The following is a 12,738-nucleotide window of genomic DNA, read 5'->3' on the forward strand; positions in this document are numbered from 1 at the left end:
CACGATGCGCAGGTCCAAAGTTGTTAGAGCGTACTTTGTGTGTCTAGGTGAACGCACGTCGCACTAAGCTTTCTGCCGGGACTGCGGCTCGCGCAGCGACGCAAGCGCGGCGGGTGCATGGCGATAGACCGATTTGAAATAGGCGTCATAGAAGGCCTGGTCCTCTGGCACCGGCAGGATCGTCGTCCTCGGCAGAGCAAGTGTTGCCAGAGCGCTGTCAAGATCGGCATAGACGCCGGCGCCGAGCCCGGCCATCAACGCGGCTCCGAGGCTGGTGGCATCGTCCACGTCGATAATATCGATCGGCGTTCCCGAGACCGAAGCTTTGATGCTCATGCGCAGCGGATTGCGGGTGTCGCCGCCAACAGCGTTGATCCGTCGTATCGCACCAACCTCCGGCCGTGAGGTAAGCGCCTCGATGCATAGCCGGGCTTCATAGGCCAGACCTTCGAGAATGGCGCGAAACATTGCGCCGTGATCCGCTGCCATGCTCAGCCCCCAGAACGAGCCATTGGCGTGCGGGCTGGGATGCGGCGCCGATCCCAGCGCGAGCTGCGGGCGGAAGCAGACGCCGCGACTGCCGATCGGTATGGCGGCGGCGGCAGCGATCAGCGGTTCATGTGTGATCCCGCCCAATATGGTCTGGCGGAACCATTCGATCGAGGCGCCGGCCGTGAACACGCCACCGAGAACATAGTGACGCGGCCGTCCGGTCGTCAGCACACCCTGGCAGAATCCTTGCCGCCCGAGCTTTGCCGAGCGGGACGGGCTGGTGACGGCAGCCAGCAAGGCTTCGGTGGTTCCGAGCGTCGCCGACAGGATGCCATCCGCCAACCCGCTGCAGACAAGCGCGCTCAGCGCCTGGTCGTGCCCACCAACCGCCACGACGCAGGATGTAGGCAGACCCGTCGACGCCGCGACAGGCTGGAGCACTGTGCCGAGCGGCGCGCCATTGGCTTCCAGTTCAGGAAAGAGATCGGCGCGAAGTCCGGCTTGCTTCAAGAGCTCCATGGCCCATCTCCGCCGATGCAGGTCGAAGACACCGGTGCGACAAGCCAGGCTCGACTCGGCGCGGATTCTGCCGCTCAGCCGAAATGCGAGATAGTCCGCTACATTCAGCCATTGTGCCGGGCGTGCAAACAGGTTGGGCTGCCGTGCCATCAGCCAAAGCAGCTTGTAGATGCCAAGAATGGGCTCGGGCGGCTGACCGGTGATGCCATACAGCGCATCGGCGCCCAGCCGGCCGACGAAGTCATGGCACTCGGCGATGGCCCGCCGGTCGTACCAGGCAATGATCGGCGTGAGCTCTTCGCCTTTTGCGCCGATCAGTAGGCCGGCCTCGCCAACGCTGGCGCAGGCAATCCCGCGCACGTGAGAAGGCTCGGCAATGCCGTCAAGCGCGGCGCGAATAACCTCGAGCGTTGCCGCCCACACCGCCTCGGGTTCGTGATGGGCGCTGTCCGCATCGGGCCTGACCGTCGGCGTGGCGACCTTGCCGGCAGCGACCAGCGTGCCGTCCGGCGCATAGATGCTTGCCCGGATCTGGGTGGTTCCGAAATCGATGCCCATCAGAAGGGTCGGTTGCGAGCGCACCTGAAAAGGCATTGATTTTCTTACCAAGTGTAGTTGGCCAGGTCTGCGATCACCCGGATGGGGGTCACGAAAGTTTCAAATTAGCGAGAACTTGATTAGTATAGGCTGAAACCAATTCCAGTGGCTCAGGTGAAATCTAGCACCAAAAAAATAGAAGAGATACAGAAGGTATTTACGAAAGCTGTTGCCCTATGCTAGTAGTGGTCAACTACTTCCAGCAACGAAGTCGCACCAGGGGATTATCGGGCCATGGAGAGTTTTTGAATTTCCCGGAGACTTAGCCGGGGAAGCTAGTTTGCCTATAGCCTGCTCCAGGCACTCCTCTCTGACGTCGAGGAAGATCGGAATACAGCGCAGATGAAGCATGCACGGCGCCTAAATTACGCCAACGAACGGTTGCTGCTTCACCGGTCTCGATGTTTTTCCCGCCTGCGGCTGTCGCGGGTCGGGCACGGCTTCCGCGCCGCGTCAGCCTTCAACAAGCATGAAGAAGCCAGGACGTTCAGAAGCGAAGTGAGGTGTTGCGATGAACTACGATGCGAGGATTTCAAGCAAAATCGCCGATGTCGACGGATGGATCAGTCGCTCGGATCTGCAACTGATCGCCGCGGAGGCGGGGACCCCGGTCTTCGTCTACAGCGAAGAACAGCTGCAGAGGAATATCGACCGTATCCAGGGTGCCGCGGTCGCAGCGGGGATCGACGGCAGGGTTGAACTTTATGTGCCGTTCTTTCCCAACTCCAACCCTCATATATTGAAGCCGCTCCAAGCCGTCGGCATTGGCATATTGCTGCAATTGCCGAGCGAGTACGAGATCTTGCGCAAGTTCGGTTTCGACAAGTTCATCATTTCCCCCGGACATGTCTCCAACGACGAAATCAGCGCATGGGCCAAGACCGGCCATCCGATGTTCCTGTCTAGCATGGACGAAATCTCGCAACTGCTCGCCGTCGATCCCAGCGCCTCGATTAATATGCGCTTCGACAGCCTGGGGTCGGGAAAGCCCGGTATCAAGTACAGCGAATTGACAACGCTGTCGGAATTGCTGGCCAGGCATGGACGCGATCTCGACTGCTTCGAACTCTACTGCGGCAGCGGAAACTCCGCCGACGCGATGATCAGCATCATCGAACAAGTGTTCATGATCTTCAAAACCTATTTCCCCAAGGCCAAGGCGATCAATTTCGCGGGAGGGTTCGGCTTCGACTACGAGGGGCGGGCGTATTCGGAAAAGCACTTCAACTGGGAGAAATACTTCAAGAGGCTGGGCGAGATCGCCAATCGCTATGGTGTGCCCGCCGATGTGAAGTTTCTGTTCGAGCCGGCACGCGATCTGTTGGCCGATGTCGGCGCGCTGCTGCTCAGCATCGAGCGCACCGTCATCAAGCATCCGGGCGCCAATCGCGTGCTAACCAACGGGTCGAGGGTTCTGATGCCGTCGGCACAATACAAGGATCGGCGCCACAATGTGCTTTTCCTGGATTCCAACATGGCCGAGATCACGTCGAACCGCATTCCCGCGGCCCTGCGCGGGCGTGGCATCTTGCGGCACGACTATGTGCTTCCCGGCGACTACATGGTTCCGGAAACGCTCGCCGAGGACGACTATCTCGTGATCCTCGACGTCGGTGCCTACTGCGCGACGCAGCACATGGAATTCCTGAACATTCCGCCAGCCGCCGAAGTGCTGATCGACAAGTCGGGTTCGCCTGCACTGATCACAGCGCAAGGCAACAAGTTCGACAAATGGCGCAACCTTCTCGACCAGAAGAAGGAGCTGAGACCCAGCTAGGCCTGGCCAGAGCCGGCAGCCGTACGCGCGTCGCTTCGAAATGGCCTTGCAGTCCGATCGAAAGGCATGGCGGTCGGGAATCGCTGTATCGGCCGATGGCGACCGGCGCATGGTGCCGCGGCGCGCCTGGGTCATGTCGCGAGGACCGCGACCATGACCCAGGCGCAACCTGCCCGTGCTGGCGGCATGCGCGTCGAGGATGATGCGCTGATCCGCGGCGAGGGCCGGTACATGGCGGACGCGGGAAAGGCCGCGCAGGTCTGTGCGGTGTTCGTTCGCTCGCCATATGCAGCGGGCGGGATCACCTCCATCGACACAGCCGAAGCGGTCGCGGCTCTGGGTGTGCTCGCGGTTCTGACCGGCGCGGATATGGCCGGCCTCGGCAGCCTCGCGCCGCATCCACCCATGCAAGGTCGCGCCGGCGCGGCCTTGGTCAATCCCATGCGGCCGCCGCTGGCGGACGGCGCGGTGCGCCACATCGGCGAGGCCGTCGCAATGGTGGTGGCGCAAACGGCGGCACAAGCGCACGATGCCGCCGAGTTGGTTGAAGTCAGCTATGTCGAGCGGACGCCGATCGTCGATCTGCAGGACGCCGCCGCGGACGGTGCGCCGCTTGTCTGGCCGCAGGCGCGTGGCAATCTCGCCATCGAATGGCAAGGGCTGATCGCCGATCCGGACGCCAATGCGTGCCGGGTCGAGGCAGCCATCGCGCAAGCTCGCTTCGTCGCCCGAGCCTCGTTTCGGCAGCAGCGCATCCTCGTCAACTCGCTCGAGCCGCGTGGCGCAACTGGCGAATTCGATACGGCCGACGGCGGCTATACGCTCAGGGTCTGCACGCAAGGCGTGCGCCCGGTGCGTGACGCGATGGCCGCCATCATGGGCGTCGATGGCACCAGGATGCGCATTTTCACCGACGATGTCGGCGGTGCCTTCGGGCTGAAGGTCGGCGTCTTTCCCGAATATGCCGCCTTGCTCGTCGCCGCGCGAAAACTCGGCCGTCCGGTCCACTGGATGTCGACGCGCTCGGAGGCCTTCGTCAGCGACCATCACGCCCGCGACACCATCAGCGAAGCCGAGCTGGCGATGGACAAGACCGGCCGGTTTCTAGCGTTGCGTGTCCGCCATCTCGCCAATATGGGCGCCTATCTCGGCGTCGTTGCCGCCAAGATCCAGACCGACAATTTCATCCGCTGCCTGCCGGGCTGCTACGACATCCCGCTCATCGATGTCGGCATCAAATGCGTCTTCACCAACACCGTGCCGACCGGCCCCTATCGTGGCGCCGGCCGACCGGAGGCGAGCTATCTCGTCGAGCGGATTGTCGAGGAAGCGACACGCATCAGCGGTATCGATGCGGTCGAGCTGCGCCGCCGCAATTTCGTAGCACCCGCGGCGATGCCTTACGTGACGGCGATCGGCACCGTGTACGACAGTGGAAAATTCGAACAGGCACTCGACAAGGCCCTGGACCTGGCGGCCTACCGGAACTTCGAGGAGAGGCGGTGCCTTTCGCAAGCAGCCGGCCGCCTGCGCGGCATCGGCATCTCCTCAGCCTTTGAACACTCGGGGTCGCAGCCGACCGAGAGCTCCGAGATCGCCTTCCCCGGCCATGGACGCATCATCCTGAAGCTCAACGTACAGTCGACCGGCCAAGGCCATGCCACTACCTTCGGCCGCCTCGTCGCAGAGCGCCTCGGCGTGCCGGCCGAGACGATCGGGCATCTCCATGGCGATTCGCGTTTCGAACTAGCCGGCTACGCGGCAGTCGGCTCGCGATCGGCGATGACGGTCAGCCATGCGGCGATCAAGGCGGCGGAAGCGGTGCTGGCAAAGGCCCGAAAAGTTGCCGCGACCATGCTGCAGACCGCAGAAGAGGATCTTGTCTATGCCGACGGCGGCTTCCATGTCGACTCCAAGGCCAATAGCGTCTCGCTATTCGAAGTCGCCGACTGGGCCGCGCAGATGAAGCATGAAATCGGCGAGACCCTGGATACGCGCATCACCGCCGAGACTCCGACGGCTTTTCCGAACGGCTGTCATATCGCGGAAGTCGAAATCGACCCCGACACCGGCGCTATCGAGATCGTTTCCTATGCCGCGGTAGACGACTGCGGCTCGGTGCTCGATCCGACACTTGTCGCCGGGCAGATCCAAGGTGGTATCGCGCAAGGGATTGGCCAGGCGCTCATGGAGCAAGCGATCTTCGATGGAGCGAGCGGTCAGCTGATCACGGGTTCATTCATGGACTATAGCATGCCGCGGGCCGGTGACATGCCTGCGCATCTGGCACTTGCCAGCCAGCAGGTGCCCGCAACGACCAATCCTGCCGGCGTCAAGGGCATCGGCGAGATGGGTGCGGTTGCAGCCATTTCGGCCGTCATGAACGCCATTGCCGATGCCATTCCGTGCCGCGCCGGCCGCGAGATGGAAATGCCCGCGACGCCGGAAAAGATATGGCGCGCCTGCCAGGCCCTAAAGGCTGGCAACGATTTCTAGACCGCGATCTTGCCGCCGCCCTGTTTGGTGATGGCAACGACCGCCGGCCGTACCGGCATGTCAGGCTTGAAGCTGTCTTTGCATCTTCTTCTGAGCGCTACATTCGCACTTGAAGTTGCATTGAGAGCCGCAATTGGCGGCTCTTTATGCTTGGGCTTCGGCGGCCGTCAGGCCGAGTTCGACGGGATCAGGGACCGTCGTCGCGAAAATATCGAGATAGTTTCGCCGTTTCATGGGCGATGCTTGGCCGAGCTTTTCGACTCTCTGAGAAACCGTCTCCCGGAGAAATTCGACGACGACAAAATGAAGTCGCTCGGCAACGCACCTATTCACGGCCAGCTCAATCGTGCCGCTGTCAGTCTTCAGTTCAAGCAGTGCTGAATGCGATAGATCGACGCTTATCCTGAAATTGGCCGCGCGGCGGCGATGCGACCATCTAACTGATTTGGCCGGTTTCTAAAACAGCCTGTTGCCACGGGGTTCGCCATGTACAAGTGCGCCATTGCCTGGCGCCCCGCCCAATGCTGGACGCTACACTGCGACGGGTGCCTTGCGCGGTTTCTTTGATGGGGATTTCACCACCGTTGCAATCGCTTCGGCTGGCGCTGCGCGTGCGGTTCGCTTTGTTTTTTCTGTCACAACTGGTGCGGGCGCCGCCGCCTTGCGGCCGAGCCCCGATGCCTTTGCCAAGGCCGAACGCGCCGCGGCATAGGTCGGCGCCACCATCGGATAATCGGCTGGGAGGCTCCACTTCTGCCGGTATTCATCAGGACTCAAATTGTAATGGGTTGCTATATGACGTTTCAGGGATTTGAACTTTTTTCCATCTTCCAGACAGATAATGTAGTCGGGCGTTACCGACTTCCGGGGCGACACTGCCGGCTCCTGCTTGACCGCGGTCGGGGACACAGGCGTGCCAATTCCTTGCAAGGCGGCATAGGTATCCCCGATCAGCTTCGGCAACTCGCCGATCGGAAGCGGATTGTTTGACACGTAGGCTGAGACGATATCGGCGGCGATCGACACAATATCGGTTTTGTCGTCCTGTTCGGGAGAAACGATCATAGAGTTTCCTGTAGTCATATGGGCGTCACGCTGAGAACGTGCGATTTGTTTATTCACAGACAAATTAATTGCCCACTATTTAAACATTCTCGGTTCGTCGTCAACATCTAGCCGGCAACCGGCAGGGCAATCGGGTGAGTTAACGCGTGACAAGGAGGTTGAGAGCTGAATCTGTCGAGATGATTTGATTCTGAGAGGGAATATCTGGATGGACGATGTGGCTTGCAACGCCGGTGCGTTCGCGGAAACGGTTGTTTTTCTGGGTCATTTCAAGGATCTGCCTGATGGTCGGCAGAGTGCGAAGGTAAGGTACCCGCTGGATGAGGTGCTGCTGCTGTGTCTTATGGCGGTGATCGCCGGGGCGGAAGCCATCACCGACATCGCCCGCTTTGGTGAGAAAAAGCTCGATCTGCTTCGTCGGTTTCGACCCTTTCGTGAAGGCGTGCCAGCGCATGATCATCTGGGTGATATCCTTGCCAGCCTTGATGCCGAACACTTCCAGCGCTGCTTTGTGGCGTGGGTAGCGTCACTGACGGGTGCGCCGGAAGGCGTCGTCGCCATAGATGGCAAGACGGTCCGCCGCTCCAAGGCTCCAGGAATGCCGAGGAGCCGATACACATGGTTTCCGCCTTCGCCGCCCGCCAGCGTCTGGTGCTGGGACAGGTCAAGGTAGCGGACAAGGCCAATGAGATCCTCGCCATTCCCAAGCTGCTGGACATGCTGGCCATTGAAGGGGCCATCGTGACCATCGATGCCATGGGCTGCCAGCGCGCCATCGCCCAGAAGGTCCTGGACAAGAAGGCCGACTACATCTTCGCCCTCAAAGGCAATCAAGGCACACTGCGCAATGACGTCGAACTCTTTGCGGCCGAACAAAAAGCCAGCGATTTCAAAGACACCACCGTAAGCCGTGCCAGTACGGTCGATGGCGATCACGGACGTATCGAGACCCGGATATTACCGTCATCCACGACATTGACTGGCTTCAACAAAGCCATCAGTGGCCGGGCCTCAAGAGCGTCGTCATGGTCCAAAGCACCCGTGAGGCTGGCGGCAAGATCGAACGGGAGACGCGTTTCTACATCACCTCGCTGGCTCTCATCGCCAGCTTGATCGGACCTCTCATCCGCGACCATTGGGCCGTCGAGAACAGCCTCCATCGGGTGCTGGACATGGTCTTCCGAGACGATGAATGCCGCCTGCGTACCGATCATGCTCCCGCAAACTTCACAACCATAAAGCACATCGCTCTCAACCTGATACGAAAAGCCCCCGGAAACGATTCCTTGCGGCTGAAACGAAAGGTCGCCGCATGGGACGATGACTTTCTGGCAAGCATCATCACACGATAATTAGTCGACCGTGAACTATCCGCAAGCTGTTGATCTAGCATGTTGATTGAGGCGGATAGCGGCTTTCGGATTGCAGGATTAGCGGTTTATGGGGGCTGTTTTCCTGCAATTCGTTTTGCGATTCCCTTGTGCTGCGGAGCGTGATTCACTTGGTTCGGCGGCGGCGAATCGAGGGGACGGCGAATGTCCAGGCCACGCGAGAAGCGGGAGACGGGAAAGCAGGATCTGTTCCGCTCCAGGCTCGATCAGATCATCAATATGAAGCACGAGCTGGTGCGGCTGGCGCAGGCGATCGACTGGCCGGTGCTGGAGGAGCGTTTCGGCGCCGTCTATTCGGACGGCCCCGGCATGCCGCCCTTGCCGACCCGGCTGATGGCGGGGCTTGCGATCCTCAAACACACTTTCAACGTGTCGGATGAGGTGCTGTGCGAGCGCTGGGTGGAGAACCCCTACTTCCAGTACCTTTGCGGCGAGGAATTCTTCTGCCACGCGCTGCCGTTCGATCGCTCGTCGATGACGCGCTGGCGCGGCCGCATGGGCGAGGAGCGGATCGTGGCGCTGTTGCAGGAAAGCCTCAGCCTCGCGGTCAAGACCGGGGCGATGAAGCCGTCCGACACGCGCCAGGTGATCGTCGACACCACCGTGCAGCCGAAGAACGTCATGTTCCCGACCGACGCCAAGCTCATTCACCGGGCGCGTGAACGGCTGGTGCGGCTGGCCAGGAAGACGGGGCTCAATTTGCGCCAGAGCTATGTGCGGGTCGGCAAGCTGGCGCTGATCAAGCACCAGCGCTATGCCCACGCCAAGCAGTTCAAGCGGGCCAACAAGGCGCTGCGCAGGCTCAAGACCTATCTCGGCCGGACCATTCGCGACATCGCCCGCCAGATTGCCGGCGATGCGGGGCTGGACGCGCTCTTCAAATGGCCGCTCTACCAGGCCGCCACCGTTCTCGAACGGCGTCAGCGCCAGCGCGGCCGCAAGATCTACAGCCTGCACGCGCACGAGGTGGAATGCATCGGCAAGGGCAAGGCGCACATGCCCTACGAGTTCGGCGTCAAGGTCTCGGTGGCCACCACGCTGAAGCGCTCCAAGGGTGGCCAGTTCGCTCTGCATGCAAAAGCACTGCCCGGCAATCCCTACGACGGCCACACGCTGGCAAGCGTCATCCCCGATATCGAAGAGACCATCGGCAACGAGATCGGCCGCATCCTCGCCGACGCCGGCTATCGCGGCCACAACGCACCCCAGAGCCACAGGTTCAGGGTCTTCACCAGCGGCCAGAAACGCCGCGTCACCCCGGCAATCAAACGCCAGATGCGGCGGCGGTCGGCGGTCGAGCCGGTGATCGGCCACATCAAGGCCGAGCACCGCATGGGCCGCAACTACCTCGCCGGCCAGCAGGGCGACGCCGTCAACGCCATCCTGGCCGCCGCCGGCTACAACTTCTCCCTCCTGCTCAGGTGGCTGAAGGGTTTTTTGTCGCTCTTGATCGCTCTCTTCCAACTCCGGCCCAAGCCGGTCGCCGCTTAGGGGGTGGATTGTTCACGGTCGACTAATTAACGCACCCGATTCCCCTGCGGCAACCGGGGATGTGCTGCGCCGAGAGTATTGCGCGGGCTAGACGCCCCTTTTGTTGCCCCAGAGCAGAACATGAAGCTGCGGCAGGACGCGCGCCTCAAACCATCTGTCACGGATCACCTTCTCGACCAGCCATTCCATCCGTTTCATTATGCCGTCCATGTCAATGAACGCATCTTCGTGACCGGGGCGCGGCGGCGTGTGATTGCCGGGCTGTAGATAGACGGGAAGTTGCGGATAACGCGCGGCGGCATCCCTAGAATAGGCGTAGTCTCTTTCGTCGAAGACGACGAGTTTGAGCACGGTTTGCGGCTTATCCTGCGCCGCATCGACACACGCCTCGAACGCAGTCCAATCGGTCGTCATTGCGCTCGATGGCGGCTTTGGGCTTAGAATGAGAACGTCAAGCTCGGCAAACCAATCCCTGGCCACGGAACCTTGGGTTTCCAACGCAAATCGGTACCCATTACGATGTCCGTGTTCGATCAGCGCGCCGAGCGGCTGGATGGCCGGATTGCCGCCTGATAGCGACACCATCATTGGCCGGCCACCCGAAAGTGCGACGACCTTTTCCCAGATCGCATCGGTCGACATCATGTTCCACTCATGACGGAAGCGATTATCCACGGCATGCAGGCTGTCGCACCAGGAACAGCGATAATCGCATCCGCCCGTGCGAACGAACACCGTCGGCAAGCCGGCCAGCATGCCTTCGCCCTGGATGGTCGGCCCGAAAATCTCGCTCACGCGGATTCCGGGATCCAACGCGCAGGTCATGGCCGGTATTCTGCCCGGGTTTTTGGCGTCTCGCTCACCCGCACAGCCGAGGTTTCGGGTAGTCGCGCCTTGCACCAGTCGTAAAAATGTCTGGCCAGATATTCCGCCGTGACCTGGTCATGCCCGAGCACGTCGTTGAGATGCCGATGGTCGAACGTCTCGTCGATATAGTGCTTGAGGGCGGCAAGGTCATGATAGTCGCGCACAAAGCCATGTTCGTCCAACTCGCCCGCCGAGAGCTCTACGTCGACGACGTAGTTGTGCCCGTGCAGGCGCGCGCACTGATGGTTGGGCGGCAAGGAGGTGAGCTGATGCGAGGCCGAGAAGTGGAATTCTTTAGTGATGTGGAACATTACGCGCTCCTTGTCCGTATTGCGTGCAGCCAGAAGTCGTGGTCCGCGTAATTGGTCGGATCCGCTTGCCCTGCCAGGTGGAACGCTTCCCGGCGCTCAACGCAGGTGCCACACCGCCCGCAGTGACGTTCGCCGCCCTTGTAGCAGGACCAGGTCTGAGCAAATGGCGTGTTGTACCTCGCCCCGTCCGCAACGATGTCCGCCTTCGAGATATTCAGATAAGGGGCGTAAAGGCGAATTCTGGCGTAGCCGTCAAGCGCATGGTCTTGCATCATCTGGAAGGCGTCGATGAAGGCCGGACGGCAATCGGGATAGATGAAGTGGTCCCCACCGTGCACGGCCATGGCAACGGCATCAGCCTTTTGTGCGGCGGCAACACCGAAGGCGACTGCCAGCATGATGGCGTTCCGGTTTGGTACTACTGTGACCTTCATGGTGTCTTCGGCATAATGACCGTCCGGCACGGGCAAATCATCGGTCAACGCCGAGCCGGAAAGGTTGCTGCCGATTTCGCGGATGTCGATGATCCGGTGCGGGGTGTTCAGTCGCTCCGCACAGAGGGCGGCAAAGCCCAGTTCCTTCCTGTGCCTTTGTCCGTAGTCGAAGGACAGGAGGCCGGCAAGCGCATGCTCGGCCGCTACCTTTTGAGCAAGTGAAACGAAATCCAGTCCGCCTGAGCAGATGACGAGAGTCTTCATAGTTTGAGTCCTTGTTTTGACCGGGTAGGCTGCGACCGGAGATTTCTCTGCGCTCCAAGTACTCTAGGGAGTCGGTTTTGTGAATGGGGATGGACGCGGTTTGACGCAACGGTTCTACCGCTCCTGCGGACGCGACTTACCGTGCCCTCGAGGCGACCTTGCCGGTAAGGATCGCAAGCCGCTGTCATGGCGCGGGAAATCAATAGGTCTTCTGTCTGTCGAAAGATTGTCGAGCAGATGCCCAGCAGCAGCAGCAGTGAGGATCGCTACGTCGCCATAATCACATAAACATCTCTTTATATCTTTCTTGACTTTGACTCTCGGATTGGCGGACCATGCAGCCGTCGTGGTTCTCTGGTGCTATCTCGAGAAGATGCCAGAGCTAAGAGGGAATCCGGTGAGCCAGGCCAGTGGTCATGGCGATACCGGAGCTGCCCCCGCAACTGTGAGCGGCGAGCCGCTGTCCAACAGGTCACTGAGGCGTTCTGCCTTGGGAAGACGGGCAGGAGCGACGACCCGCGAGCCAGGAGACCTGCCTCGACAAGCTGAAACGTCCACGGGCGGGGTGTCCCGGTGGTAGCTGCAATTGAGCCGCGTTGCGGCTTTCCATTGCACGCGTCCGCTTGACCCATGCCCCCAACCAAATGGGGTATGCCATGTCTATTGTTACAGTCCCGATCGCCACGCTTGGTGTTCCACGCATCGGCCGTCGTCGTGAGCTCAAGTCCGCGCTGGAAAGTTATTGGTCAGGCACGAGTTCGGCCGCTGACCTCCTCGATTCTGCCAAGAGGCTGCGTGCAGCCAGCTGGATTGAACAGCGCGATCGCGGCATGATGACGACGGCATCGAATTCATCGACGCCGAGACGAAGTCTGGTTCATTGTCTGAGCGTATCGCGGCGGCCGACCAGCACGACTCAATTGCGCGAACGGCGGTTCTGGAGAAGCGCCAGGAAGGTCAGCAAATGGCGCTTGCTCGTCCGATGGACGGGCTGAAACGGAGCTTTTCACGCTTGCGAAATTCCCTCCGCCGCT

The 12,738-nt window shown here is 60.8% G+C and carries 9 protein-coding genes, 2 pseudogenes and 1 riboswitch; of the genes and pseudogenes, 6 read left to right on the forward strand and 5 right to left on the reverse strand.

Translation table 11 applies throughout. From position 1 onward, the window contains the following. Positions 1-63: 63 nt before the first annotated feature. Complete coding sequence (locus tag NKH03_RS17730) at positions 64-1,605, reverse strand: FGGY-family carbohydrate kinase (protein WP_352695714.1); 1,542 nt, start codon at positions 1,603-1,605, stop codon at positions 64-66. A gap of 514 nt (positions 1,606-2,119) precedes the next feature. Between NKH03_RS17730 and NKH03_RS17735 the strand changes: the two genes are divergently transcribed. From NKH03_RS17735 to NKH03_RS17745, 3 genes are all read left to right on the forward strand, one after another. Next, positions 2,120-3,385 (forward strand): type III PLP-dependent enzyme domain-containing protein, encoded by a 1,266-nt coding sequence (locus NKH03_RS17735; protein WP_352606452.1) that lies wholly within the window; start codon positions 2,120-2,122, stop codon positions 3,383-3,385. A 153-nt stretch (positions 3,386-3,538) separates the two neighbouring features. Then, entirely contained in the window at positions 3,539-5,881 is a 2,343-nt protein-coding gene (locus NKH03_RS17740) for a xanthine dehydrogenase family protein molybdopterin-binding subunit (protein WP_352606450.1), read from the forward strand. 30 nt (positions 5,882-5,911) lie between these two features. Then, positions 5,912-6,262 (forward strand): hypothetical protein, encoded by a 351-nt coding sequence (locus tag NKH03_RS17745; protein WP_352606448.1) that lies wholly within the window; start codon positions 5,912-5,914, stop codon positions 6,260-6,262. Positions 6,263-6,412: 150 nt separating this feature from the next. On the opposite strand, the gene NKH03_RS17750 is transcribed toward NKH03_RS17745, so the two are convergent. Beyond that, positions 6,413-6,946, reverse strand: coding sequence for a Ros/MucR family transcriptional regulator (locus tag NKH03_RS17750; protein WP_352606446.1), 534 nt, complete (start codon positions 6,944-6,946; stop codon positions 6,413-6,415). A gap of 208 nt (positions 6,947-7,154) precedes the next feature. On the opposite strand from NKH03_RS17750, the pseudogene NKH03_RS17755 reads away from it, so the two are divergent. Together NKH03_RS17755 and NKH03_RS17760 are read left to right on the forward strand one after the other, a co-directional pair. Further along, a pseudogene (locus NKH03_RS17755) lies at positions 7,155-8,298 on the forward strand (ISAs1 family transposase). Positions 8,299-8,481: 183 nt separating this feature from the next. Further along, a complete protein-coding gene (locus NKH03_RS17760) occupies positions 8,482-9,828 on the forward strand; it encodes an IS5 family transposase (RefSeq protein WP_352969540.1) in 1,347 nt (448 codons plus the stop codon). An 87-nt stretch (positions 9,829-9,915) separates the two neighbouring features. Here the strand turns inward: NKH03_RS17760 and queE are convergent, their stop codons facing one another. The 3 genes from queE to queC are packed head-to-tail and all read right to left on the reverse strand — an operon-like array spanning position 9,916 to position 11,704. After that, positions 9,916-10,653 carry a 7-carboxy-7-deazaguanine synthase QueE gene (queE, locus tag NKH03_RS17765; protein WP_352607715.1) on the reverse strand — a complete coding sequence of 246 codons (738 nt, stop codon included), beginning with the start codon at positions 10,651-10,653 and terminating at the stop codon, positions 9,916-9,918. After that, on the reverse strand, positions 10,650-11,006 hold the full coding sequence (gene queD / locus NKH03_RS17770; protein ID WP_352607713.1) for a 6-carboxytetrahydropterin synthase QueD: 357 nt from the start codon (positions 11,004-11,006) through the stop codon (positions 10,650-10,652). The genes queE and queD overlap by 4 nt, the downstream gene beginning before the upstream one ends. Continuing rightward, positions 11,006-11,704, reverse strand: a complete 699-nt coding sequence (gene queC / locus NKH03_RS17775) for a 7-cyano-7-deazaguanine synthase QueC (RefSeq protein ID WP_352695710.1) — start codon at positions 11,702-11,704, stop codon at positions 11,006-11,008. The genes queD and queC overlap by 1 nt, the downstream gene beginning before the upstream one ends. Positions 11,705-12,034: 330 nt before the next feature. After that, positions 12,035-12,259, forward strand: a riboswitch (cobalamin riboswitch). Between the two features lie 122 nt (positions 12,260-12,381). On the opposite strand from queC, the pseudogene NKH03_RS35035 reads away from it, so the two are divergent. Continuing rightward, positions 12,382-12,555, forward strand: a pseudogene (locus NKH03_RS35035) (hypothetical protein); the annotation flags it as partial. Between the last annotated feature and the right edge of the window lie 183 nt (positions 12,556-12,738).

It is taken from the genome of Mesorhizobium sp. M1406 (assembly GCF_040317555.1).
Lineage (GTDB): Bacteria > Pseudomonadota > Alphaproteobacteria > Rhizobiales > Rhizobiaceae > Mesorhizobium.

Bases quoted from the DNA above. Each gene is read 5' to 3' on its own strand.
- queE (WP_352607715.1), bottom strand. From the start codon at position 10,653: ATGACCTGCGCGTTGGATCCCGGAATCCGCGTGAGCGAGATTTTCGGG.
- NKH03_RS17735 (WP_352606452.1), top strand. From the start codon at position 2,120: ATGAACTACGATGCGAGGATTTCAAGCAAAATCGCCGATGTCGACGGA.
- queC (WP_352695710.1), bottom strand. From the start codon at position 11,704: ATGAAGACTCTCGTCATCTGCTCAGGCGGACTGGATTTCGTTTCACTT.
- NKH03_RS17730 (WP_352695714.1), bottom strand. From the start codon at position 1,605: ATGCCTTTTCAGGTGCGCTCGCAACCGACCCTTCTGATGGGCATCGAT.
- NKH03_RS17745 (WP_352606448.1), top strand. From the start codon at position 5,912: ATGGCAACGACCGCCGGCCGTACCGGCATGTCAGGCTTGAAGCTGTCT.
- NKH03_RS17740 (WP_352606450.1), top strand. From the start codon at position 3,539: ATGACCCAGGCGCAACCTGCCCGTGCTGGCGGCATGCGCGTCGAGGAT.
- queD (WP_352607713.1), bottom strand. From the start codon at position 11,006: ATGTTCCACATCACTAAAGAATTCCACTTCTCGGCCTCGCATCAGCTC.
- NKH03_RS17750 (WP_352606446.1), bottom strand. From the start codon at position 6,946: ATGATCGTTTCTCCCGAACAGGACGACAAAACCGATATTGTGTCGATC.
- NKH03_RS17760 (WP_352969540.1), top strand. From the start codon at position 8,482: ATGTCCAGGCCACGCGAGAAGCGGGAGACGGGAAAGCAGGATCTGTTC.